Genomic DNA, 23,186 nt, shown 5'->3' with positions numbered 1-23,186 from the left:
CAAGGGCGCGGGAAAACCGCGGCCAATGGCAAGATCGCGACACTGTGATCGCCGTTCAACGGCCCAAGGAACAGCCTGATGCCAGAGGCCGATCGAAGAGAGGGGAGCGAGGCTATTTCTGCTTCAGCCGGCGCGAGAAGCGCAGCCATTTGTCCTCGGGCGGCCTGGGCTGCGCGAGGATGGTGGTGAGTTCGCGCGGCAGGCTCGGCGCGAGCGGCTTCTTGGTGGCGATGCCGTCACTGATCGCCACCACGCTGTGGTAGAAGTCGGCGCCCGTGAGCGAGCGCGGCGGCACGGCCTCATGCATGACGCTGATCACCGTGACATCGGGACAATTGTCCTTGATCGCCTGGTGGAAGGCGACCTTGCCTTCTGGATCGAGTGCGCCGGTCGCCTCGTCGAGGAACAAAAGGCCCGGCTGCTGCAGCACTATGCGGGCAACCACCAGCTTCTGCTTCTGGCCGCCCGAAAGCACCTGGTCCCAGTTCTTCCCGTCACGGCTTTCGTCGGCCAGGTGTTCGATGAAATCGCCAAGGCCTGCCTTGTGCAGCGCCGATGCGACCTGCGCATCGGTGTGGTCGCGTTCGGAGCCGGGCAGGCAGACCAGCTGCTTGAGCGACACCTGCTGCAGCTTGACCTCCTGGGCGGCGTAGAAGTTCTTGACCCCTTCCGGGAAGACGATGGTGCCACGGCCATAAGGCCACAGACCGTTGATCGCCTTGATCAGCGAGGTTTTGCCGCAGCCGGATTCGCCCTTGAGGAAGGTCCACTCGCCGCGCCGGAAGCGAAGGTTCGCGGCGCTCAGGAAGGGCGTCGCATCCTCGCCCTGATGCGCCAGCTCGAGCTTCTGGATGGTCAGGCCGAAGACGGGATTCTGGCCGGCATAGCTGAAGTCGGAGCGGCCGGTCTGCCGGTAGAATTCCTGCGGCTGCTGCACGTTCTCGATGGCGTTGGCCAGTTCCGTCACGCGCTGGCTGTTGGCCCGCAGCGTCGCGATGGCCGGCATGACATGGATGAACCATGAGCACTGGCCGATGAGCGCATTGACCATCTCGGAGCCGGTTATGTAGCCCTTGAGATCGAAGCCATTGTGGATGAAGGGCACCAGGCCCGGGCCATAGGCGACGATGCGGGCGCCGATGAAATTGTAGATCAGCTCGAACGAGTTGTAGCCGGTGTTGACGATGTTCAGCCGCGCCCAGTTGCGGTCGATATCGGCATAGAGCCGGTTGTGCATGGTCTTCTGCACATTCTCCCCCTGCGACGCTGCGACATGGAAACTGCGGCGCAGGAAGGTGGTCAGCTCGCCGCGATAGCTGCCTTCCGACTGCTGCATCCTCACATTGAGACGTTCCAGCAGCCGGCCCAGCTTGACCGCGATCCAGGTATTCAACGGCACATAGATGGCGACGGCCAGGAAAGCCAGGACCGCGCTGCCGTAGCTGCCGAGGAATTCCAGTCCCCGCACTTCGACCGAGGTCTCGAGCAGCTTCTGGCCGACAAAGTAAAGCGAGGTGGCAACGGCGAGCACGCCCATGGCGAGGCCGATGGCTCCGCCGGTCATGTCCTTGATCGATTCCTGGACCCGCTGGTCGATGTTGTCGGGCGCCAGCGAGTCGGACGAACCGTGCTGGGCGTGGAAATGCGTGTGATTGGTATCGAGGAGCGCCTCGTTGAAGCGGCCGTCCAGCCAGCCGCGCCATTTGCGGTGCAACGTTGCCGAAACAAGGCTGCGTATGCCGGTGAAGCCTGCATCCTTGAGCACGACGATAAGAATGAGGATGCCGGCGTTGGTGAGCAGCGTCTTCAGCGGGGTGGTATTTGCGGCATCGTGGAAGAAAGCAATCGAATTGACCAGTTCGCCGGATGCTTCGGCGAACCACACGCCGGACTTGCTGGACAACGCCGTGAGCAGCGCGATGACGAGGGTGAGGGTCCAGGCTTCCTTCCAGCGATCCGAGAACCAGTAGGCTCGCATCAGTCCCCAGAAGGTTCGCATCGACGACACCGGGGTCAGGGGCGGCTGCCTTCTGGCGTCGCTAGCACTTTTCTCCGATATTGAACGTCTCGGTCTGCCAACCCGAATCACGATCCCGCCCAAACCTTTTTAGTTTTGTTACGGATAGTAACACCAATTGATCATTTTCCATTAATTTTGTGTCGGCGAATGTGAACCGCCACACGAGCCGTTGCCCCTGCGCAACAGATCGCACCGCGATACGGTCGTGCTCAAACGGGATATTTCCCTTTCTTTCAATAAGTTGCGGCTCACTCATGTCGAGTGGAGGACCTTCCCTAAGGGAAACCAAAAACACGGTTTCGTGAACCGATCTGCTCTCCAGATCAGCTGAATTTCCGTCCGAGGGCGAACCGGAGCGGTCGAAAAGTTACCTGCTCGCGTCTTTCGGAGCCGGTCTTCGTGATGTTCCCGGGCAGGTCGAAACATGCCGGGAAGCGAAGCGAAGGCGCCCGGCATCGTCCCGATACATCGATCCGCCATTGCTCTTTCAGGCGAACGCCGACTGTGTTCGACGTGCCGGCCGTTCGGTTTCGAATTTTGCACCGGCCCTGGAGCGGAGGAGTTTTCTGATGTTTGCACGGACATTGTCGGCCGCGATGCTCTCGACACTCGCCTGGCTGGCGCCGGCACATGCCGGCAGCCAGACCATCCCGGCGAATGCCGAAGGGCAGGTCGAGTTCAACACGCCGTCAGGCAATATCGGCTGCATCTACACGCCGAAGGGCGGGACCAGCACCTATCAACCGCAGGACGGCGGCCCCGAGCTGAGCTGCTCGCGCGTCGAGCCGAGCTACATCACCGTCATCCTGGGGCCGAAGGGTCCCGCTACCCAGATCAAGAACCCTGGCGAGCAAGGCTGCTGCGGCGACGTCGCAAAGCTCGCCTACGGCAACAGCTGGAGCAAAGGATCGTTTTCCTGCCAGTCGTCGAAGAAGGGGCTGAGCTGTACGGGCAGCAACGGCCACGGCTTCTTCGTCAGCAAGGCCAAGGTTACGGTGAAGTAAGCCGGTGTTGCTCAGCCGGCCGCTGTTTCCAGTTCGCCCCGCCCCTTGGCCGCGGCCACCTGGCGGATGGCGTCGGCGAGCGTGTCGGCTTCCTGCGCGCCCATCACCGCGTATTTGCCTTCGAGCAGGAAGCAGGGGACACCGGTGATGCCCATGCGCGAAGCGGTCGTGATTTCGGTGCGCACCGCCTCGACATCGGCATCGGTCGGCAGCAGCGTCTCGACCACGGACGCATCCATGCCGGCTTCGCGGGCGGCTGCCGTCAGCACGGCGTGATCGCCGAGATTCGCGCCTTCCTCGAAATTGAGCTGGAACAGCCGGCGCACCAGCCGGTTCTGCACCTCCTCGCCGGCGGCGCCCGCCCAGCGGATGACGCGGTGCGCGTCGAGCGTATTGGCTGCCACCTTGATGGCGTCGAAGGCGAAATGGATCCCTTCGGCCTCGCCCAGCGGCTCGATGCGGGCATGGATCTGGCGAATGCGCTCCTCGCTGCCGAACTTGGCGATCATGTAGGCGCGGCGATCCATGCCTTCGGGCGGGATGGTGGGGTCGAGCTGGAACGGCCGCCAGCGGACATGCACCTCGACGTCGCCGGCGGCAGCAATCGCCCTGTCGAGCCGTTTCTGGCCGATAAAGCACCACGGGCAGACGACATCGGATACGACATCCACCGTGACGGAATTCTCGCCGCTCATCCTCTGCTCCTGTCCGGAATTCAGTTCGGCTTGCGCCACCAGCTTGGCAGCTGATAGCCGAATATGGGGGTCTTTTGCGGATGTTCCAGATAATTCCAGTAAGCGAGCCATTGCTGCGCGTTGTATTGCATCGGCACCATATAGTTGCCGGAGATCAGCAGCCGGTCGAGGACACGAACGGCGGCGACATAGTCTTCCTTGGAACGCGCCCTCAGCATCGCATCGATCGCCGCGTCCACGGCCGGGTCGGCGACGCCGGCAAGGTTGAACGATCCTTCGGCCCTGGCGGCGGAAGAACCCCAGCGGCCGATCTGCTCGATGCCCGGCGACAATGAGTTGTTGAAGCCGCTGGAGCCGATCAGCACCTCGAAATCGAAACGCTGCTTGCGCGACTGGATCTGGTCGCCGTCAAGGCTGCGGATGGTCATCTCGATGCCGATCTTCTCCAGCGTGCGCTGGTAAATGGCGGCAAGCCGCTCCTCATCCTGCGAGGCGGTCAGGATCTCGAAGCCGAAGGGATTTCCCTGCGGGTCGTGCATCACACCGTCCTTGACCGTGTAGCCCTCGCTCTTCAGCAGCTCGAAAGCCACCCTCAGCACCTTTCGGTCCTGGCCCGAGCCGTCGGTGACCGGCGGCCGCCAGCTGCCGTCCATGACATTGGCGGGCACGCGGCCGGGGTAGGGCGCCAGCAGCGCCTTTTCCCTGTCGTCGGCCGGATGGCCGAGCGCGGAAAGCTCGGAATTCTGCCAGTAGCTCATGGTCCGGCTGTACTTGCCGCCGAACAGGTTCTTGTTCGCCCATTCGAAGTCGTAGAGCATGCCCAGCGCGCGCCGGACGGCCGGGTTGGAGAACTTCGGCAGCCTGGTGTTGAACAGGAACCCGGTCACGACGGGCGGAATGCCGGTGTCGAAGGTCTCGGCGACCACGTCGCCCTTGCGGAAGGCAGGAAAGTCGAGATCGCGTTCGCGCTTGACCGGGTCGGTCTCGTCGTCGATGGCGCAGATGCCTTTCTTGAACGCCTCGGTCTTGGCGTTGGCATTTAGGAAGTACTCGATGGTGATCTGGTCGAAATTGTCGAAGCCGCGCTTCGAAGGGACATCCTTGGCCCAATAGTCGGGATTGCGCTTGAACACGATGCGCTGGCCGGGCACCACCTGCGCCACCGTGTAGGGGCCGCTGCCGGTCACAGGCTTCAGCGTCGTCTTGTCGAAGCTGTCCTTGTCGAAGGCATGCTTCGGGATGATCGGCGTCAGCGCGACGATCAGCGGAAACTCGCGGTCGGCCTTGTCGTTGAAGGTGAAGCGCACGCTGCGGTCGCCGGTCTTTTCCAGCTTGGCGATCTTGGCCATGCGGTCGCTGTAGGGCGGGCGGCCCTTGTCGGTGAACACGTCGTAGGTGAACAGCACGTCCTCCGGCGTCACCGGCTGGCCGTCCGACCATTTTGCGTTGGGATTGAGATGGAACTCGATCGACTTGCGCTCGGGATCCATGTCGGCGCTGTCGGCGAGCAGGCCATAGAGGCTGAAGGGCTCGTCATAGTTGCGCTGCATCAGCGGCTCGAAGACCAGATTGCCGTAGATCGTATCCATCATGCCGCGTGCCGTGGTGCGCAGGCTTTTCAGGATGAACGGGTTGAGATTGTCGAAGCTGCCGACGACGCAATAGGTGATGCTGCCGCCTTTCGGCGCATCGGGATTGACGTAGTCGAAATGCGTATAGTCCGCCGGCAGCGCCGGCTCGCCCTGCATGGCGATGGCATGCTTCGGCTCCGACAGCGCCGGTCCAGCAGCAAGGGTCAGAAACGAGGTCGCGGCGATCAGCCAAACGAGAACGCGGCCCATGACCGTCTCCTTGCCAGGCGGCTTGATGATTCGGAATGCACCCTAGAGCATTTCGTGCTCCGATTGAATCGTTGCGGCACGGGGACCGAGCTGCAGGAGCTCGGCGACCGCGGGCGGCCGGCGGAGCTGCGCCAAGAATTGCGGCCGACGGGCTGGATTCGCCATCGCTGGCAGTGTAACAGGCGCTCCGAAGTCATGCTGTTGCCTCATTTCGGCAACAGGTAGCAGGACCACACGGCACGAAGAAGCCGGTCCCGGGATCATTGAGAGGAAGTACACCATATGACGAGCCTGAACAGCAACGCGTACCGCCTTTCGGTCCTGGCCGCAGGCGTGATCGGCTTTCTGGGCGCAGAACTTCCGGCTGCCTCCGCGCAGCAGCAGCAGATTCCGCAGGGCTGGTTCAAGGCCTGCACCAAGCAGGAAGATGTCGACATCTGCAATGTCCAGAACATCGTCACCGCCGGCAACGGCCAGCTCGTCACCGGCATCAGCCTGATCGAGCTGAAGGGCAAGGTGAACCGCAAGGTGTTCCAGGTCACGGTCCCGACCGGCCGTCTGGTCCCTCCCGGAATCGGCCTGCAGATCGACACCGGCAAGGCGCAGAAGCTCGACTATGTGATCTGCTTCCCCGACCGCTGCGTGGCCGAAGTGCCGCTGACCGACCAGCTCGTCGCCTCGTTCAAGAAGGGCCAGGCGATCACGCTGACCTCGGTCAATTTCCAGAACCAGCCGAACCCGATCAAGGTCGCGCTGACCGGCTTCAGCGGCGCCTATGACGGTCCGCCGCTGCAGCAGTCGGACATCGAGGACCGGCAGAAGAAGCTGAAGGACTTCGTGGCCAAGAACAACCAGGACTTCGCCAAGAAGCTCAAGGAAGAGCAGGACAAGGCGAAGACCGCCAACTGATCGCCGGGGACTCCTGAGGGAGTCTTCCGGCTTCGAAAAAAAGCGGGGCATGCCCCGCTTTTTTTGCGCCTCAATGCCGCGACTGTCGTTTCGGTTCGTAGCGACCGTCCGGCCGCTTGTCGAACATCTCGCCGATCTGCGGATGGCGCACCGGCTCGCCCGACTTGTCCTCGAGCAGGTTCTGCTCGGAGACATAGGCGATGTATTCCGTTTCGGAGTTCTCTGCGAGAAGGTGATAGAAGGGCTGGTCCTTGCGCGGCCGCACGTCGGCCGGTATCGCCTCGTACCATTCCTCGGTGTTGGCGAATTGCGGGTCGACGTCGAAGATGACCCCGCGGAACGGAAACAGCCGGTGGCGAACCACTTGTCCGATCGAGAATTTGGCCGTTTTCATCGCACTCACCACTCAGGTTCCAAGGCGCCGTCGGTGACCGCGCAAAGGCGCCTAAGATCTTGAATTTACGCGCTGCGCCGCCAAAAATCGACCCCGACTTTCGGTTGGTGCCTATTTGGCGCAGACGCCGCGTCAATTCAACGCCAAAGCACCGCTCCTATGCCAAGCAACGAGCTGGCGGAGCCGAGGGTTTCCGGCCTGCGGCGGAAATGTCCGGCGAACCTACCGCCGGGACTGCTTGCGCAACCCGCCGGCAAGCGCCTGGAAGCCGCTGCCGGGCCTCAGCCCTTCGCGCATGAAAAAGGCGCGCAACGGCGCGAAGCTGCCGAGCACGCCGAGGCCGGCGCTGCGCGCCAACTGCGCCGGCAGCATGTCGGAGAGCAGGGACCTGTTCAGCAGATTAACCGCGCTGCTGCGCGCCAGAATGTCGGGCCGTCGCCTGGTATCGTAGGTCGCGAGGCACTTCTCCGACCCCGGATCAGAGCTATTTTCGCTGGCGATTCCAATCAGGTCGTCGATATCCCTGATGCCGAGATTGAGACCTTGCGCGCCGATCGGCGGGAAGACGTGCGCGGCCTCGCCAACCAGCGCCACCCGGTTTTGCGCAAAACGCCCTGGCGAGGCGGCCGACAGCGGATAGACCTGCCTGCCGGGGTCGACGGTGACGCGCCCCAGCATCGACTGCATCTGCTCTTCGACGCGCTGCGAGAGCGTTGCGTTGTCGAGCGCCGCCAGTTCCGTCGCCGTCTCCGGCTTCACCACCCAGACAAGGCTGGAACGGTTGCCGGGCAAGGGAACCTGCGTGAACGGGCCGGTCTCGGTGTGGAACTCGGTCGAGGTGAAGGCGTGGTCGCTGCGGTGGCTGAAATTGAGAACCAGCGCCGCCTGTGGATAGGAGCGCACCGATGCGGCGATGCCAGCCGCCTCGCGCGCCGGCGACAAGCGCCCGTCGGCGGCGACCGCCAGGGAGGCGGAAATCTCGCTGCCATCGGCAAGCACGGCATGGGCATGGGTGGTGTCCAGGCGCCAGCTCTCGACCATCGATTTCCGCCATTCGATGCCCACATGCGCGGCAACCGCCCTGGCAAGGGCTGGAACAAGCACGTTGTTGGGCAGGTTCAAGCCGAACTGCTCTTCGCCGATTTCGCTGGCGCGGAAGGTGACCGTCGGGCTGCGGACCAGCCGCCTCGTCGCGTCGACGATGCGCATCACCTTCAGCGGCGCGGCCTTTGGCTTGAGTTCCGCGAGAACGCCCAGCCGCTCGAGGACTTTCAAGGCAGGGTTCATCAGTGCCGTGGTGCGGCCATCCTGGCCATTGGCTTCCGGGCCTGCCAGCGTCACCGCAAAGCCGGCCTCGGCAAAGCCGAGCGCCGCGATCAGCCCGGCCGGACCGCTGCCGGCAACCAATATCCGCGCTGTCTTGTGATGATCCAAATCCGGTATCCAGATCGCAATGCAGGCCCAACTGGCCGCCAACGTCGGTATAGGCCCGATCGCACGGCTTGATCAACGCGGCGATTCGGCTCATTTCGGGTCCATGACCGGCCAGGACCATGATTTCAGCCATCTCGACCGGGCCGGCCGCGCCACGGCGAGCGTCGCGCGCAACCCCCGGCTGGCGGTGACCGTGGCAGTGGGCGCGGCGATCATGCTGGCCTGGCTCACGCTTGGGGCCATGGCGATCCGCAGCGCCGAAAGCCGGATAGCGGGCGCCTCGGCCCCCGGCGATTTCATGCTGAACAACCTGCCACCGCTGCCGCTGCCGGATTTTGTGGACCGGTTTTTCGCTCTCTGCCTGACACCGGCGCCGCTTGCCGATGCAATCAGCGCCCAGGCGCCGGCGCTTGTCCTGATGTGGTTCCTGATGGCCGTGGCGGCGATGCTGCCTTCCGCAGCACCAATGATCCGCACCTATTGCGAGATCGCCGATACCGCCCGCATCAAGGGCGAGCCGGTCGTCCACCCGCTGGTTCTGGTCGCCGGCTATCTTTGCACATGGCTCATCGCTTCGGCGCTGTTCGCGGGGCTGACCCTCGGCGTCCATGCTTTTGCTCCGGCGGGGCAATTGCTGGATCCGGTCGTGGGCATTGCCGGAGCGCTGGCCTTGCTGGTCGCAGGCCTCTACCAGTTCAGCGGCTGGAAGGAAGCCTGCCTCACGAAATGCCGGAACCCGTTCTCGATCCTGTTCTCAAACTGGAGCGCGAAACCCCAACGCATCTTCCGGCTCGGCCTGGAACAGGGCCTGTGGTGCCTCGGCTGCTGCTGGGCGCTGATGCTGGTGATGTTCGCCGTCGGCGCAATGAACATCTTCTGGATGGCGTTGATCGGCCTGTTCACCCTGATCGAAAAACAGACCCAGGGCAGGGTGGCAAGCCGGGTCGCCGGTGCGATACTGCTTGTCTGGGGCGCCGCCCTGCTATTAGTTTCGGCCTGAGGGGGAGAAGTCGATGACGGATCAGGGCTGGGCAATGAAGGGAGAGCTCGTCCTCTCCTGCAATTGCACGGTTTTTTGCCCCTGCGTGCTGTCGCTCGGCAGCCATCCGCCGACCGAGGGTTATTGCCAGACTTGGGCAGGTTTCCGCATCGACGCCGGCCATTTCGGCGACGTCGACCTCTCCGGGCTCAATCTCGGCCTGGTGATGGAAATCCCCGGATATATGAGCCGAGGCAACTGGACCGCCGGCCTGTTCATCGACAAGCGCGCCTCGGTCTACGCGGTCAAGGCGCTGACCAAGATCTTTACCGGCAAGGCAGGCGGCACAACCGCGCTGCTCTCCATCCTGGTTGGAAAATTCCTCGGCGTCGAACAGGCGCCGATCACCTATGAGACGCGTGACAAGACGCGTATCTTCCAGATACCAAAGATCATCGACGGGGCGGTGACGCCGGTTCCCGGCAAGGACCGCGAGAAGGATACGGTGATCAGCAACTCCGAATACTGGATCGCGCCGGAAATCATCGTGGCTAAGTCCGACAAGAGCAAGATGCGCGCCTTCGGCCGCAACTGGAACTTTGCCGGCCGTTCGGCCGAGATCTGCAAACTGGACTGGCGGGGCCCGTGAGCAAGAACACTACGGCCAGGAAAGCCGCCAAGAAAATCGCCGATCGGATTCCGCGACCGAAGAAGAAGGTGACGTGGCCGCAGGCGCGCGCCTTTTCGGTGCACCTGCTGACGGCATCGGGCTCGTTCCTGGCCTTCCTGTCGCTGGTCGCGGCGAGCGAGCAGCGCTGGACGGCGATGTTCTGGTGGCTGGGCCTGGCGCTGTTCGTCGACGGCATCGACGGACCGATCGCCAGGAAGCTCGAGGTCAAGGAGATCCTGCCGACATGGTCGGGCGAGCTCCTCGACAACATCATCGACTACGTGACCTACGTGCTCATCCCGGCCTTCGCGCTCTATCAGCGCGGCTTCATGGGCGAGAAACTATCCTTCCTGTCGGCGGCCATCATCGTGGTGTCGAGCGCGATCTACTATGCCGACACCGGCATGAAGACGAAGGAGAACTTCTTCAAGGGATTCCCGGTCGTCTGGAACATGGTGGTGTTCACGCTCTTCGTCATTGAGCCGGGGCAGTGGGTTTCCTTCGCCGTGGTGGTGGTCGCCGGCATCCTCACCTTCGTGCCGATCAACTTCATCCACCCGGTTCGCGTGGTGCGGCTGAGGCCGATCAATCTCGGCATGACGCTTTTGTGGTGCGCCTTCGGCGCGCTGGCGCTGGCGCAGGCAGCGCTCGCCGCCTTCTACGACCAGATCGGCGTGCTGGGCGAACAGGTGAGCGTCTTCACCAAGGTCGGCATCACGGTCACCGGACTTTACCTCGCCTGCATCGGCGGTATCATGCAGTTCTTTCCAAGGCTCGGCGCCAAGCCGGGCGCCCGGAAAGACTGATCCCCGCGAAGGCCGGTTCCCAGGACGGCCCGATCCCAAGAGAGACTGCCCAATGCCCAAAGCGATCCGCATCCACGCCCATGGCGGCCCGGAAGTACTGATCTATGAGGACGCCGATCCGGGCCAGCCAGGCGCCGGGCAGATCCTGATCAGGCACACCGCGATCGGCCTCAACTTCATCGATGTCTACCATCGCTCGGGCCTCTATCCGCCGCCCGGCGGCTTTCCGCCGATCCCCGGCGGCGAGGCGGCCGGCGTGGTGCTCAAAATCGGTGCCGACGTCGATTGGCTGAAGCCCGGCGACCGCGTCGCCTACGCCGTCAATGTCGGCGCTTACGCCGAGCAGCGGGTCATTGCCGCGGACCGCGTGGTGAAGGTGCCCGACGGCATCAGCGACGAGCAGGCGGCGGCGATGATGCTGAAGGGCATGACTGCGGAGTATCTCCTGCGCCGCACTTTCAAGGTGAAGGCGGGCGATACCGTCCTGTTCCATGCGGCGGCCGGCGGCGTCGGCCTGATCCTCGGACAGTGGGCCAAGCATCTCGGCGCCACCGTCATCGGCACGGCGAGTTCCGCCGACAAGATCGAGCTCGCCAGGGCGCATGGCTTCGACCATGTCATCAACTACAAGGAGCAGGATTTCGTCGCCGGCGTCGCCGCCATCACCGGCGGCAGGAAATGCGATGTCGTCTACGATTCCGTCGGCAACGATACGTTTCCCGCCTCGCTCGACTGCCTGAGGCCGCTCGGCACCTTCGTCAGCTTCGGCCAGTCCTCCGGGCCGATCCCGCCCTTCTCGATGTCGCTGCTGGCGCAGAAGGGCTCGCTGTTCGCCACCAGGCCGACGCTGTTCGTCTACAACGCCAGGCGCGAGGATCTCGTGGCGTCGGCCGAAGCCCTGTTCGACGTCGTGCTGAGCGGTGCCGTAGAGATCAAGATCAACCAGCGGTACGCGCTCAAGGACGCCGGCCGGGCGCATTCTGATCTCGAAGGAAGGCGTACGACGGGCACGACCGTCCTCATCCCCTGATGTCGTCGTTTTCGGCGGTTTGCCGCCGCCGTAAGCATTGGTCGCCCGAAAAGACAGCTCCCGATTTTCGTGGCCTTGCGGAGTACTTTTTTACCGCTTGAGTTTCCGCTGAAATTCTTGAAGCTCTTTCAAGTCGCGTGCCGCTTTCCGACGGGAGCCGGCCGCGCATACCATGCTTGCGGGAACACAGAACATATCTGGCAAACCAGATGGGAGGCACTGTGAGTGCAAATCACGACAGCGCGAATCTGCTTGAAGTTCGCGGGCTGACCAAGATTTTCGGCACGCTGACGGCGTGCAACCATGTCGACCTCAACATCGCTAAGGGCGAGATCCACGCGTTGCTCGGCGAGAACGGCGCCGGCAAGTCGACGCTGGTCAAGATGCTGTTCGGATCGCTGGAGCCGAATTCGGGCGAGATCTTCTGGGACGGCCAGCCCGTCCGGATTGCCAGTCCCGGCGCCGCCAAGAAGCTCGGCATCGGCATGGTGTTCCAGCATTTCTCGCTGTTCGAGGCGCTGACTGCGGCCGAGAACATCGCGCTGTCGCTGGACGACGGCTCGCCCATCAGCAGCATCGCCGCCAAGGCGCGGGCGCTCTCCTACAGCTACGGCCTGCCGCTCGATCCGGAATCGCTGGTCGGTGACCTCTCCGTCGGCGAACGCCAGCGCATCGAGATCATCCGCTGCCTGCTGCAGACGCCGCAGCTCATCATCCTCGACGAGCCGACATCGGTGCTGACGCCGCAGGAAGCCGACAAGCTGTTCGAGACGCTGGAAAGGCTGCGCTCAGAAGGCAAGTCGATCCTCTACATCTCGCACCGGCTGGAAGAGGTCAAACGCATCTGCGACCGCGCCACGGTGCTGCGTCACGGCAAGGTGGTCGGCCATTGCAATCCGCGCCAGGAAACCGCCGCCTCGCTCGCCCGCATGATGGTCGGCAACGAGGTGAAGGCGGTGGTGCGCGCGCCGGCCGAAGGCATCGAGACGGCGCCGGCGCTGCTCGAGATCCGCGCGCTGACCCGCAAGCCGGCGACGCCGTTCTCGATCCCGCTGAGGAACATCAACCTCACCGTGCGCGCCGGCGAGGTGATCGGTATCGCCGGCGTCGCCGGCAATGGCCAGGGCGAATTCTTCGAATCCGTCTCCGGCGAAGCGCTGCAGCCGGAGGCCGGCTCGGTACGCATCCGCGGCAAGGACGCCGGCGGCATGAGCATCACCGGCAGGCGGCTGATGGGCGCTGCCTTCGTGCCGGAAGAACGGCTCGGCCACGGCGCCGCGCCGCGCATGAAGCTGTCGGAGAACCTGCTGCTCTCGCGCCACGCCACCGACGGCAAGGCCTTCGTCGGCTCCGGCGGCATGGTCAAGAGCGCCGCCATTTACGCCGCTTCCCAGCGCATCATCGAGGTGATGGACGTTCGCAAGAGCGCGCCCGATCCGGAGGCCGCGGCATTGTCCGGCGGTAATCTGCAAAAATTCATCGTTGGGCGCGAGCTCGACCGCAAGCCAAGCGTCATGGTGGTCAACCAGCCGACCTGGGGCGTCGATGCGGGGGCCGCCGCCCACATCCGCCAGGCACTGATCGAACTGGCGCGCAGCGGCTCGGCGGTGCTGGTCATCAGCCAGGATCTCGATGAGCTGTTCGAGATCTCCGATGCGATCGCGGTGATGCACAATGGCGAATTGTCGAAACCGCTGCCGATCGCCGAGGCGACCTTCGAGAAGATCGGCCTCTTGATGGGCGGGGCCGAGCCCGGCCACGCCGAACACACGCTGGAGACGGCATGATGCGCCTCGAACTCGTCAAACGCCCGCAGCGCTCGGCGCTGTTTTCGGTGCTGTCGCCCTTCATCGCATTCGCGCTCACGATGGTCGCAGGCGCCATCATGTTCGCGCTGCTCGGCGTCAACCCGCTCAACGCCTTCACGATCTATTTCATCGAGCCGATCAGCCAGGTCTGGCAGCTGCACGAGCTGGCGATCAAGGCGGCTCCGCTGATCCTGATCGCGGTCGGCCTGTCGGTCTGCTACCGGGCCAATATCTGGAACATCGGCGCCGAGGGCCAGCTGATCTTCGGCGCCATCTTCGGCTCCATCATCCCGGTGGTGTTCCCCGGCTTCGAAGGGCCGCTGGTGCTGCCGCTGATGCTTATCCTCGGCATGTTCGGCGGTGCCGCCTACGCCGCCATCCCGGCGCTCTTGAAGACGCGGTTCAGCACCAACGAGATCCTGACCAGCCTGATGCTGGTCTATGTAGCTCAGCTTTTCCTCGACTGGCTGGTGCGCGGTCCCTGGCGCGATCCGCAGGGCCACGGCTTTCCGCAGACCATCCAGTTCGGCGACTCCGCCATTCTGCCGGAGCTGATGCCGGACGCCGGCCGCGCCAATTGGGGCTTTGTCTTCGCCCTGGTCGCTGCCGTGCTGATCTGGCTCTTGATGAGCCGCATGCTGAAGGGCTTCGAGGTCCGTGTGCTGGGCTCCAGCCCGAGGGCAGGGCGCTTCGCCGGCTTCGGCTTCAACCGCATGGTGTTCTTCACCTTTCTCCTGTCGGGGGCGCTCGCCGGACTTGCCGGCATCTCGGAAGTCTCGGGCGCGATCAACCAACTGCAGCCGGTGATATCGCCCGGCTACGGCTTCACCGCCATCATCGTCGCCTTCCTCGGCCGGCTTAATCCTCTGGGCATCATCGCGGCGGGCCTGGTTCTGGCGCTGACCTATCTCGGCGGCGAGGCCGTGCAGAGCGCGCTCGGCATCTCCGACAAGGTGGCGCGCGTCTTCCAGGGCATGCTTTTGTTCTTCGTGCTCGGCTGCGACACGCTCATTCACTACCGCATTCGTCTGATCGGCTTCGCCGCGCCAAAACTCGAGGGCGCGCCCAAGCTGGAGGAGGCACGCTGATGGACATCACCGTCAACATCCTTTTGACCATCGCCACCGCGGCGACCCCGCTGCTCATCGCGGCGATCGGCGAGCTGGTGGTCGAGCGCTCCGGCGTCCTCAATCTCGGCGTCGAAGGCATGATGATCATGGGCGCCGTCGGCGGCTTCGGCGCCGGCTACCTGACCGGTTCGCCGTGGATCGGCCTGCTCGCGGCGATCGTCGTGGGTGCGCTGTTCTCGCTGCTCTTTGCCGTCATGACGCTGTCGCTGGCCACCAACCAGGTGGCGACCGGGCTGTCGCTGACGCTGCTCGGCCTCGGCCTCTCCGGCATGATGGGAACGAGCTTCGTCGGCCAGCCCGGCCAGCGCCTGCCCAATCTCGACATTCCCGGCCTGAGCTCAATCCCGGTCGTCGGCAAGCTCGTCTTCGGCCAGGATCCGGTCTTCTACATCTCGATCGTGCTGACCGCCGCCGTCATGTGGTTCCTGTTCAGGACCCGCACCGGGCTCACCTTGCGCTCGATCGGCGACAGCCACACTTCGGCGCATGCGCTGGGCATCCAGGTGATCCGCTACCGCTATCTGGCGGTGATCTTCGGCGGCGCCTGCGCCGGCCTTGCCGGTGGACATCTGTCGCTGGTCTACACGCCGCAGTGGGTGGAGAACATGTCCGCCGGGCGCGGCTGGATCGCGCTGGCGCTGGTGGTGTTCGCCTCCTGGCGGCCGTGGAGGGTGCTCGCCGGCGCCTACATCTTCGGCGCGGTGTGGATCGGCCAGCTTCATGCACAGGCTTTTGGCATTCCGATACCGTCGCAGATGCTTTCTTCGTTGCCCTATCTGGCAACCGTCGTGGTTCTCGTTCTAATCTCGCGCAACAAGCGTCTGACGATGATGAACACGCCGGCTTCCTTGGGGCAGCCATTCGTTCCGGATCGTTGACAACAACAAAAAGACGGGAAGCTCCAAGGCTTAACTCAGAGAGGTAACACGATGAAAAAACTGCTTATTGCCCTGATGACCACGACAGCCGTGATTTCGCTGGCGGCGACGGCCGAAGCCGCCGACAAGCTGAAGGCGTGCTGGGTCTATACGGGCCCGATCGGCGACTTCGGCTATTCCTACCAGCACGACCAGGGCCGCCTCGAGGTGGAGAAGGCGCTCGGCGACAAGGTCGAGACCGCCTATCTCGAGAACGTCTCGGAAGGCCCCGACGCCGACCGCGCCTTCGAGCGCCTGGCGCGTGAAGGCTGCAAGCTGATCTTCGGCACCTCCTTCGGCTTCATGGATGCCGAGGTGAAGGTGGCCAAGAAGTTCCCGAAGGTGATGTTCGAGCACGCCACCGGCTACAAAACCGGCGACAATCTCGGCATCTACAATGCGCGCTTCTATGAAGGCCGCTACGTGCTCGGCCAGATCGCCGCCAAGGAATCGAAGGCCGGCGTCGCCGGTTACATCGTCTCCTTCCCGATCCCCGAAGTGGTGATGGGCATCAACTCCTTCATGCTCGGCGCGCAGTCGATCAACCCGAACTTCAAGGCCAAGATCGTCTGGGTGAACTCCTGGTTCGATCCGGGCAAGGAAGCCGACGCCGCCAAGGCGCTTTTCGACCAGGGCGCCGACATCGTTGTCCAGCACACCGATTCCACCGCAGCCCTGCAGGTGGCGGAAGAGCGCAAGCTGCACGGCTTCGGCCAGTCCTCGGACATGATCAAGTTCGCGCCGAAAGCGCAGCTCACCTCGCTGACGGACGAATGGGGTCCGTACTACATCAGCCGCGTCCAGGCCGCCATCGACGGCACCTGGAAGCCGGACAATGTCTGGCTCGGCATCAAGGACGGCGCCGTCAAGCTGGCGCCGTTCACCAACATGCCCGACGACGTCAAGGCGATGGCCGAGGCCACCACCAAGAAGATCGCCGATGGCTGGAACCCCTTCACCGGGCCGATCGCCAAACAGGACGGCTCGCCGTGGCTGAAGGACGGCGAGGTCGCAGACGACGGCACGCTGCTCGGCATGAATTTCTACGTCAAGGGCGTCGACGACAAGCTGCCACAGTAAGCGATTGGAACATAAGACAAAAGGGCGCCGCTTGGCGCCCTTTTTCATTCGGCCGGCTGGGCGGTGGTGCGGCGCAGTCTCAATCGCCCGGCCTCGACCGCCCGCGCAAGCCCGATCCGGAGCATGCGCTGCGCCGGCCGCTCGAAATAGAGCCAGATCGCCGAGGAGACAAAGAGCATGAGCGCGACGCAGGCAAAGGCGGCCACCCATCCGCCGGCCAGCGGTGTGGCGGCGTTGATGACGAGATAGCCGACGTTCTGGTGCAGGAGGTAGAGCGGATAGGTCAGGCCGCCGAGCGCCAATGTCAGCGAGGACGAGCTGATATGGCCGTGCAGCAAGACAGCGGCAATCAACGCGCCATGCATGACGACATTGGCGGCCACCAGATTGGCGGTCGGGACGGCGGCGCCATAGGCCTCCAGCATCCACTGCTGGGTCACGGTGATGGTGCAGCTGGAGATCAGGAAGGCAGCCGCGAGGAGCAGCAAGGCGGGCCTTGAACGGCCATGCGCGTGAAGGTGGTGGACCAGCAGGCCGGCGGCGAAGAGTGGGCCGAACTCGGTGATGAACAGGAGCCTGATCGCGCGGCTGCCGATGAAGACCTCGTTCAACGTGGAGATCGCCAGCCAGGCGAAGATCAGTTGCAGCTTTCGGTTCCGAAAAGCCCCGGTCGCCATGGCGAGCGTCACCCAGCCGTAGAAGATCAGCTCCAGGAAGATCGACCAGTAGACGCCGTCCATGAAAGGCTGGCCGAAGACCGGCGCCACCATCGACAGATTTGCTGCATACTGCGCTAAGGAGGTCGAGAACAGCGGCGCGCCGAAAGAGACGACAGCCGCGAAGCTGATCGTCATGCACAGCGCGAAGCCGGGATAGAGGCGGGCGAAACGCGCGATCGCGAACTGCTCCCAGCCGCGGCTTTCCGCCGACCAGGCAATGACGAAGCCACTGATCAGAAAGAACAGATTGACCCCGAGATAGCCGTAGATGGCGATGGGCGCGACATCCGCAAAGCTGCCGTCGGCAAGATCGCCAGCAGCCGGGCCGCGAAAGAAATAGTGAAAGAATACAACGGCAAGCGCCGCCGCCAGCCGCAACAGGTCCAGCGTCGCGATATAGTCCTGCCGCGCCGGTCTGGCGTCCATGCGGCCCTCGCATCTACGGTCCGGCACGCATAGCGCGGATCGCGATGGAACGGGATAGGGAGGCCATACCTATCGCAAGTTGTAGTAAATGCGGCGAATTCGAAACGCGGTCAGACCGCAGAGCCGTAAAGATCGTAGGCGTCGGCGCGATCGACCTTAACGGTGACGATGTCGCCGGCGCGCAGCGGACGGCGCGACTGGATATGCACCGAGCCGTCGATCTCCGGCGCGTCATATTTGGTGCGGCCCTTGGCCGACGTGCCGTGCGCCTCGTCGATCAGCACCGGCAGGCGCTTGCCGACCTTCCTGGCGAGCTGCGTGGCCGAGATCTTCTGCTGGCGCTGCATGAAACGATGCCAGCGCGCCTCCTTGATCTCCTGCGGCACCTGCTCGAGACCGAGATCGTTGGAGCGGGCGCCCTTGACCGGCTCGTATTTGAAGCAGCCGGCGCGGTCGATCTTGGCCTCGTCCAGCCAGTCTAGCAGCATCTCGAAATCCTCGTCGGTCTCGCCGGGGAAGCCAACGATGAAGGTCGAGCGGATCGCGAGATCCGGGCACACCTCGCGCCAGCCGCGGATGCGCTCAAGCGTCTTTTCGCCGTGCGCGGGGCGGCGCATGTTCTTCAGCACCTGCGGCGAGGCATGCTGGAACGGGATGTCGAGATAGGGAAGGATCTTGCCCTCCGCCATCAGCGGAATGACGTCGGCGACATGCGGGTAGGGATAGACATAGTGCATGCGTATCCAGATGCCGAGCTTGCCGAGTTCTTCGGCCAGGTCGAGGAACTTCGCCTTGACCTCGCGGTCGCCGAATATGCTGGTCTGGTACTTGATGTCGATGCCGTAGGCGCTGGTGTCCTGCGAGATGACGAGGATCTCCTTGACGCCGGCCTTGGCAAGCTTCTCGGCCTCGCGCAACACGTCTGCAGCCGGCCGTGAAACGAGGTCGCCGCGCAGTGCCGGGATGATGCAGAAAGTGCAGCGGTTGTTGCAGCCCTCGGAGATCTTCAGGTAGGCGTAGTGGCGCGGCGTGAGCTTCACGCCTTGCGGCGGCAAAAGGTCGACGTAGGGGTCGTGGCTGGGCGGCGCCGCCTCGTGCACCGCCGCCATGACGCTCTCATAGGCTTGCGGTCCGGTGATGGCGAGAACGTTGGGATGCTTCTCGCGGATCACCTCCGGTTCGGCGCCGAGGCAGCCGGTGACGATGACGCGGCCGTTCTCGGACAGCGCCGAGCCGATGGCGTTGAGCGACTCGTCGCGGGCGGAATCGAGGAAGCCGCAGGTGTTGACCACGACAAGATCAGCGCCGTCATGCTTGCGGGCGATCTCATAGCCTTCGGCGCGCAGCCGCGTGATGATGCGCTCGGAATCGACGAGCGCCTTCGGGCATCCAAGACTGACGAAACTGACGCGAGGGGCAGACATAAGGTTTTCCGGGCTTTTCGGGATCGGCGGGCGCAATACCACACTAATTGCGGCATTGGTATGGGCTGGCCCGTCCTGCGGCAAAACGCATTGCGCCGGCCCCAATCCCGGCGATGACGGATATTAAACGTCAGCCCACCGCGTTGTTCACATGCGGCCACACTTCCAACACGCCCCGATAGACCATGTCGACCGCCACATAGAGGATGATCGCCAGGCCGACATAGGCGATCCAGCGATAACGATGCAGCAGCCTGGCGATAAAGCTTGCCGCAAGGCCCATCAGGCCGATCGACAGCACGAGGCCGATGACCAGCACCCAGAAATGATCGCGCGCCGCGCCGGCGACAGCCAGCACGTTGTCCAGCGACATCGACACGTCGGCGACGACGATCTGCAATGCCGCCTGGCCAAGCGTCTTGCGCGGCGCCTTGCCGGCGATCTTGCTGTCGCTGTCGAAGTCGGTGTTGGACAGCGCCTCTGTGGCCTCCTCCTCGTCGGCATGGGAGGTGCGCAGCTCGCGGTACATCTTCCAGCACACCCAGAGCAGGAGGATGCCGCCGGCCAAGAGCAGGCCGACGATCGCGAGCAGCTTGACGGTGACCGCGGCGAACAGGATGCGCAGCACCGTTGCCGCCAGGACGCCGATCAGGATTGCCTTCTTGCGCTGCTCGGTGGGCAGACCTGCGGCCGCCAGCCCGATGACGATCGCATTGTCGCCGGCCAGCACGAGATCGATGGCAATGACCTGGAGAAGGGCGGTCAGGCTTGCGGCGCTGAAAATGTCCATCGACTGGAGGCCCTTTGCTGTTCGCCGAGTATCGGTCGTCGAATGTCCAGACGCCCTAACGTGTATGGTTCGTGCACGTCAAGTCACTGCCCGGAACAAGGTCGGCAAGGCGGGTTCTTTCGGCAAGGCTGATCGATCGGCGATCGGGATCGCAGGGTCGCCGAGAGGCTGGTGCAAGTGCACCGCTGCCTCAGTCGTAGAGGTTGTACTTCGCCCAATCGGTTTCCGGGATCTCGTCGCCGATCCGGTAACGCAACTGCAGAACCTGCATATGGTCGGGCGCGGTCTGGCACTTGAACTTCAGCCGGTACCACTGCCCCTTGCTGCGAAAGGCCGCGCCCGGACTTCTGATGGCGTCGGCGCTCATCTCCGGCGTGGCAAAGGCGTAGGCGACCACCCGGTCGGCCTTGAAGCTTTTATCGTCATGGGTGATCCGGTCGAGCACTTCGGCATCGCATCGCTGTTCGAGCCGGGTCTGTGGATCAAGTTTCAGGAGACCGGCGCGCAACGCATTGTCCATCGCCTTGGCCGGCCAAGCCAGCGTCAGGCACGCCAGAACCAAGAGGCAGAGCTTTTTCATGGGCGCGACAAGCAACATATTTTGTCTGAGAAATCAACCAGACAGGGGTTAGGGGCAGCGTCGAACGGCGGGCGCGACCTTCGCCCGCTACCGCGGTATTTGGGCCTTTTTGCCTGTATGTGAGATGCGTCACATCGTCCGGTCATCCGTTGCGTGACAGTGTGGTTCGATCCGTGACGGCGATACCGGAGGCGGCCATGCGCGCGACCATCTCTCTCCTCGTTCTGGCGGCGGGGCTGATGCCTTCGAGCTCGCTTGCCGGTCCGGCGCAATCGTCGGAAGACATCATCAAGTTCTTCGCCAGCACAGCCCATCTCGGCCAGTCGCGCGGCATATGCGTCGGCGCTGAAGCCGAATGCGACGGCAAGGCGGACGCGCCGGCGGCGGCCGGGCTGGACATGCTGATCAATTTCAACCTCGATTCCGCCGAACTCATGCCGGACGCGCAAGCCAAGCTCGGCGAATTCGCGAAGGCGCTGAAGGACAATCGTCTGAAGGCCCAGAGCTTCGTCGTCGAAGGCTATACCGACGCCTCCGGCTCGCCCGCCTACAATAAAGGGCTTTCGGAACGCCGTGCCGAGTCGGTGACCGCATTCCTGCTGTCGAACGGCATCGAGGCGTCGCGCGTCACGCCCGTTGGTCTTGGTGCAACGCATCCGCGGGTCGCCAATCCGTACGATCCGGTCAACCGCCGCGTCGAGATGCGCATAAACGCTCAATAGATATTGTGGCGCCGCTAGAACACGCCGCCGATGCCGATCCCGCCACTGATGTCAGGGGGAGGGGCAGCCGGCCGCGAGGATTGCGGTTTCGAGGACCTTGCGGCCTTTCGGCCAGTCGCCTTGCCGCGCTCGGGCGCCGTGTCGGACGAGATCCTGGCCGGCTTGGCCTTCTGCACGACGACCGGATCCTTGCACACCCGGCCCGACTGCAAGAACAGGTCGCTCAGGAGCTCGACTGTGGGTTCGGTCGTCGACGCGATCCGCCTGGTGTTCCTGTAGTAGCTGGTGAGGGCGCGGACGGAACCCTTGCCCCAATTCCCGTCGACGGTGGCGCGGTAACAGCCCAATCGGCGCAGCTCCGTCTGGATGCTGCGCGCCAGGTCTGTCGCCTTTTCCTCGTCCGGCTCGCCGGCCGACTTGCCGACGATCAGCGTTTCGAGGCCGGAGACAACGCTTTGCTTGGCGCCCTCGAGGCTGGCGACCTGCGTGCCGGCAGGCTTGACCGAGGGGCCGGCCGGCGGCGTGATCTCGACCGATCGCAATGTCTGCCCGACGATGATCACAGCCGTCTGCAGATCGTTGGAAGCAAGCTCGACCTGCAGTTTTTCCTTCGCGACCGGATCCGACAGGATACGCGAAAGGCTGGCGCTCAATTGGGCCGGATCGAGCACCTGCTGTTCGGTGAAATAGAACTGCTCTCGCAGATTCGACTGATCCCAAGGCACCTGACGGCCGAGCGTGAGCGTCTCGGTCTCGTTGCGCACGCGGATCATCATGTCGGAAATGCTGAGCCCCGGGATTTCGACATTCTGCAGCAGGGCCGTGGTAAAGGGGCTGTTGTCGCCGGCCCCGTCAACCGTGGTGTTACCGGGCTGGGTGGCAAAGGCGACAAAAGTATTCTCCCCCACTTCGACCTGCGCCAGACCGTCGGCGACGCTGGCACCTTTGCCCACCGGGTTGTTCCGGCAGGCGTCGAGGAAGATGAAGGTCTGCCGCTCACGGCTGGCAAATTTCGCGATCACGTCGTTGAGCCTGATGGCGCGCGCGGTCAGCTGCTCCAGGTTCTGCGCGTCGGGCGTGTCGACCGGCAACAGAAAGTTCTCGCCCTGAAGCTGCACGCCGTGACCGGCGTAAAAGATAAGCACCGCGCTGGCGGTCGCGAGCTTGGCGTCGGCTTGCTGAAAGAGTTGTGCAAACCCGTCGGACGAAAGATCAGTTCCGGTCAGGACGTCGAAGTTCAGCCTTTTCAGGCTCTCGGAAAGTCTTCTGGCGTCGTTGTCGGCATTGGCGAGATGGGGGAGGCGGGCGCTCTGGTAGTTGGAATTGCCCATGACGATTGCCAGCCGCTTGGCGGGCTGGGGTGTCGGCTCTTCCACGGCAGCCGCCCAAACGCCTATCAAGCCGAGACAAGAGAAGAGCAGAACCGCCACGATGCGCAGGAAGGGGGCACAGGTCATGACGCGAGCTCGTCTCAGTTGGCGACAGTCTTCGGGCCACCGAAGCGCTCACCCCATGACGGCCCTTGCGCGCCGAACCCGCATCTTCGAAGACCTGAAAATTTTACATCAGAACCCCTCTCGAAGGAAGGGCGAGACCGTGACCGATCAAAGTGAGTTACTATGATCTTCGATCGATTTTCTGCTAGTATGTCGAAATCGTATCTATGGGCGCCTGATCGTTGTTCTTGGAGAATTCAATCGCATAGCTTGCACCGACTGTTTGAGTAAAACTTTAAGTACGGGGACACGAAAATGAAAGCAGCGAATTGGCTTCTGCGCCTGTGCGCCGCGAGCGCGCTCTCGGTTGGC

At 63.5% G+C, this 23,186-nt stretch carries 21 protein-coding genes; 11 read left to right on the top strand and 10 right to left on the bottom strand.

What is annotated here, in order from left to right:
- Window positions 1-112 precede the first annotated feature (112 nt).
- The gene (locus EN857_RS18670; RefSeq protein ID WP_187331310.1) at window positions 113-1,999 is read right to left on the bottom strand and encodes an ABC transporter ATP-binding protein/permease; all 1,887 of its coding nucleotides are present in this window, start codon (window positions 1,997-1,999) and stop codon (window positions 113-115) included.
- Between the two features lie 590 nt (window positions 2,000-2,589).
- On the opposite strand from EN857_RS18670, the gene EN857_RS18665 reads away from it, so the two are divergent.
- Window positions 2,590-3,024 (top strand): hypothetical protein, encoded by a 435-nt coding sequence (locus tag EN857_RS18665; protein ID WP_127311887.1) that lies wholly within the window; start codon window positions 2,590-2,592, stop codon window positions 3,022-3,024.
- Window positions 3,025-3,035: 11 nt separating this feature from the next.
- On the opposite strand, the gene EN857_RS18660 is transcribed toward EN857_RS18665, so the two are convergent.
- A complete protein-coding gene (locus EN857_RS18660; protein WP_128346818.1) occupies window positions 3,036-3,719 on the bottom strand; it encodes a DsbA family protein in 684 nt (227 codons plus the stop codon).
- Between the two features lie 20 nt (window positions 3,720-3,739).
- Complete coding sequence (locus EN857_RS18655) at window positions 3,740-5,560, bottom strand: extracellular solute-binding protein (protein WP_127394104.1); 1,821 nt, start codon at window positions 5,558-5,560, stop codon at window positions 3,740-3,742.
- A 282-nt stretch (window positions 5,561-5,842) separates the two neighbouring features.
- On the opposite strand from EN857_RS18655, the gene EN857_RS18650 reads away from it, so the two are divergent.
- On the top strand, window positions 5,843-6,469 hold the full coding sequence (locus EN857_RS18650; protein ID WP_126054534.1) for an invasion associated locus B family protein: 627 nt from the start codon (window positions 5,843-5,845) through the stop codon (window positions 6,467-6,469).
- A 70-nt stretch (window positions 6,470-6,539) separates the two neighbouring features.
- Here EN857_RS18650 and hspQ read toward each other — a convergent pair whose 3' ends face one another.
- On the bottom strand, window positions 6,540-6,863 hold the full coding sequence (gene hspQ, locus EN857_RS18645) for a heat shock protein HspQ (protein WP_128346819.1): 324 nt from the start codon (window positions 6,861-6,863) through the stop codon (window positions 6,540-6,542).
- Between the two features lie 222 nt (window positions 6,864-7,085).
- On the bottom strand, window positions 7,086-8,297 hold the full coding sequence (locus EN857_RS18640; RefSeq protein ID WP_135858444.1) for a UbiH/UbiF family hydroxylase: 1,212 nt from the start codon (window positions 8,295-8,297) through the stop codon (window positions 7,086-7,088).
- Window positions 8,298-8,400: 103 nt separating this feature from the next.
- On the opposite strand from EN857_RS18640, the gene EN857_RS18635 reads away from it, so the two are divergent.
- From EN857_RS18635 to EN857_RS18600, 8 genes are all read left to right on the top strand, one after another.
- Window positions 8,401-9,297 (top strand): DUF2182 domain-containing protein, encoded by an 897-nt coding sequence (locus EN857_RS18635; RefSeq protein ID WP_135858447.1) that lies wholly within the window; start codon window positions 8,401-8,403, stop codon window positions 9,295-9,297.
- Between the two features lie 13 nt (window positions 9,298-9,310).
- Window positions 9,311-9,925 carry a DUF1326 domain-containing protein gene (locus EN857_RS18630; RefSeq protein WP_127311367.1) on the top strand — a complete coding sequence of 205 codons (615 nt, stop codon included), beginning with the start codon at window positions 9,311-9,313 and terminating at the stop codon, window positions 9,923-9,925.
- Complete coding sequence (gene pcsA / locus EN857_RS18625; protein ID WP_128275701.1) at window positions 9,922-10,752, top strand: phosphatidylcholine synthase; 831 nt, start codon at window positions 9,922-9,924, stop codon at window positions 10,750-10,752. The genes EN857_RS18630 and pcsA overlap by 4 nt, the downstream gene beginning before the upstream one ends.
- A 52-nt stretch (window positions 10,753-10,804) precedes the next feature.
- Complete coding sequence (locus EN857_RS18620; RefSeq protein ID WP_135858451.1) at window positions 10,805-11,782, top strand: quinone oxidoreductase; 978 nt, start codon at window positions 10,805-10,807, stop codon at window positions 11,780-11,782.
- A gap of 209 nt (window positions 11,783-11,991) precedes the next feature.
- On the top strand, window positions 11,992-13,569 hold the full coding sequence (locus tag EN857_RS18615) for an ABC transporter ATP-binding protein (RefSeq protein ID WP_187331311.1): 1,578 nt from the start codon (window positions 11,992-11,994) through the stop codon (window positions 13,567-13,569).
- Window positions 13,566-14,678, top strand: a complete 1,113-nt coding sequence (locus EN857_RS18610; protein WP_127392731.1) for an ABC transporter permease — start codon at window positions 13,566-13,568, stop codon at window positions 14,676-14,678. The genes EN857_RS18615 and EN857_RS18610 overlap by 4 nt, the downstream gene beginning before the upstream one ends.
- Complete coding sequence (locus tag EN857_RS18605; protein ID WP_127392730.1) at window positions 14,678-15,598, top strand: ABC transporter permease; 921 nt, start codon at window positions 14,678-14,680, stop codon at window positions 15,596-15,598. Before EN857_RS18610 ends, EN857_RS18605 begins: the two co-directional genes overlap by 1 nt.
- Before the next feature lie 51 nt (window positions 15,599-15,649).
- Window positions 15,650-16,717, top strand: a complete 1,068-nt coding sequence (locus tag EN857_RS18600) for a BMP family ABC transporter substrate-binding protein (RefSeq protein WP_127392729.1) — start codon at window positions 15,650-15,652, stop codon at window positions 16,715-16,717.
- Window positions 16,718-16,761: 44 nt separating this feature from the next.
- Here EN857_RS18600 and EN857_RS18595 read toward each other — a convergent pair whose 3' ends face one another.
- The 4 genes from EN857_RS18595 to EN857_RS18580 form a co-directional block, all read right to left on the bottom strand.
- Window positions 16,762-17,862 carry an acyltransferase gene (locus EN857_RS18595; RefSeq protein WP_135858456.1) on the bottom strand — a complete coding sequence of 367 codons (1,101 nt, stop codon included), beginning with the start codon at window positions 17,860-17,862 and terminating at the stop codon, window positions 16,762-16,764.
- Window positions 17,863-17,972: 110 nt separating this feature from the next.
- Entirely contained in the window at window positions 17,973-19,286 is a 1,314-nt protein-coding gene (rimO, locus tag EN857_RS18590) for a 30S ribosomal protein S12 methylthiotransferase RimO (RefSeq protein ID WP_127311241.1), read from the bottom strand.
- Between the two features lie 130 nt (window positions 19,287-19,416).
- Window positions 19,417-20,076, bottom strand: coding sequence for a TerC family protein (locus tag EN857_RS18585; RefSeq protein ID WP_127282240.1), 660 nt, complete (start codon window positions 20,074-20,076; stop codon window positions 19,417-19,419).
- A gap of 190 nt (window positions 20,077-20,266) precedes the next feature.
- Complete coding sequence (locus EN857_RS18580; RefSeq protein WP_127222590.1) at window positions 20,267-20,674, bottom strand: DUF930 domain-containing protein; 408 nt, start codon at window positions 20,672-20,674, stop codon at window positions 20,267-20,269.
- Window positions 20,675-20,853: 179 nt separating this feature from the next.
- Between EN857_RS18580 and EN857_RS18575 the strand changes: the two genes are divergently transcribed.
- Complete coding sequence (locus tag EN857_RS18575; RefSeq protein ID WP_127282239.1) at window positions 20,854-21,378, top strand: OmpA family protein; 525 nt, start codon at window positions 20,854-20,856, stop codon at window positions 21,376-21,378.
- Between the two features lie 14 nt (window positions 21,379-21,392).
- On the opposite strand, the gene EN857_RS18570 is transcribed toward EN857_RS18575, so the two are convergent.
- A complete protein-coding gene (locus tag EN857_RS18570) occupies window positions 21,393-22,835 on the bottom strand; it encodes a caspase family protein (protein WP_127282238.1) in 1,443 nt (480 codons plus the stop codon).
- Window positions 22,836-23,186: the final 351 nt, after the last annotated feature.

Source organism: Mesorhizobium sp. M4B.F.Ca.ET.214.01.1.1, from assembly GCF_004791545.1.
Lineage (GTDB): Bacteria > Pseudomonadota > Alphaproteobacteria > Rhizobiales > Rhizobiaceae > Mesorhizobium > Mesorhizobium abyssinicae.
The sequence above is the reverse complement of the archived record's forward strand: the minus strand, read 5'-3'. Positions and strand labels throughout refer to the sequence as shown.

Bases quoted from the DNA above. Each gene is read 5' to 3' on its own strand.
- EN857_RS18670 (WP_187331310.1), bottom strand. From the start codon at position 1,999: ATGCGAACCTTCTGGGGACTGATGCGAGCCTACTGGTTCTCGGATCGC.
- EN857_RS18665 (WP_127311887.1), top strand. From the start codon at position 2,590: ATGTTTGCACGGACATTGTCGGCCGCGATGCTCTCGACACTCGCCTGG.
- EN857_RS18660 (WP_128346818.1), bottom strand. From the start codon at position 3,719: ATGAGCGGCGAGAATTCCGTCACGGTGGATGTCGTATCCGATGTCGTC.
- EN857_RS18655 (WP_127394104.1), bottom strand. From the start codon at position 5,560: ATGGGCCGCGTTCTCGTTTGGCTGATCGCCGCGACCTCGTTTCTGACC.
- EN857_RS18650 (WP_126054534.1), top strand. From the start codon at position 5,843: ATGACGAGCCTGAACAGCAACGCGTACCGCCTTTCGGTCCTGGCCGCA.
- hspQ (WP_128346819.1), bottom strand. From the start codon at position 6,863: ATGAAAACGGCCAAATTCTCGATCGGACAAGTGGTTCGCCACCGGCTG.
- EN857_RS18635 (WP_135858447.1), top strand. From the start codon at position 8,401: ATGACCGGCCAGGACCATGATTTCAGCCATCTCGACCGGGCCGGCCGC.
- EN857_RS18630 (WP_127311367.1), top strand. From the start codon at position 9,311: ATGACGGATCAGGGCTGGGCAATGAAGGGAGAGCTCGTCCTCTCCTGC.
- EN857_RS18620 (WP_135858451.1), top strand. From the start codon at position 10,805: ATGCCCAAAGCGATCCGCATCCACGCCCATGGCGGCCCGGAAGTACTG.
- EN857_RS18615 (WP_187331311.1), top strand. From the start codon at position 11,992: ATGGGAGGCACTGTGAGTGCAAATCACGACAGCGCGAATCTGCTTGAA.
- EN857_RS18610 (WP_127392731.1), top strand. From the start codon at position 13,566: ATGATGCGCCTCGAACTCGTCAAACGCCCGCAGCGCTCGGCGCTGTTT.
- EN857_RS18605 (WP_127392730.1), top strand. From the start codon at position 14,678: ATGGACATCACCGTCAACATCCTTTTGACCATCGCCACCGCGGCGACC.
- EN857_RS18600 (WP_127392729.1), top strand. From the start codon at position 15,650: ATGAAAAAACTGCTTATTGCCCTGATGACCACGACAGCCGTGATTTCG.
- EN857_RS18595 (WP_135858456.1), bottom strand. From the start codon at position 17,862: ATGGACGCCAGACCGGCGCGGCAGGACTATATCGCGACGCTGGACCTG.
- rimO (WP_127311241.1), bottom strand. From the start codon at position 19,286: ATGTCTGCCCCTCGCGTCAGTTTCGTCAGTCTTGGATGCCCGAAGGCG.
- EN857_RS18585 (WP_127282240.1), bottom strand. From the start codon at position 20,076: ATGGACATTTTCAGCGCCGCAAGCCTGACCGCCCTTCTCCAGGTCATT.
- EN857_RS18580 (WP_127222590.1), bottom strand. From the start codon at position 20,674: ATGTTGCTTGTCGCGCCCATGAAAAAGCTCTGCCTCTTGGTTCTGGCG.
- EN857_RS18575 (WP_127282239.1), top strand. From the start codon at position 20,854: ATGCGCGCGACCATCTCTCTCCTCGTTCTGGCGGCGGGGCTGATGCCT.
- EN857_RS18570 (WP_127282238.1), bottom strand. From the start codon at position 22,835: ATGACCTGTGCCCCCTTCCTGCGCATCGTGGCGGTTCTGCTCTTCTCT.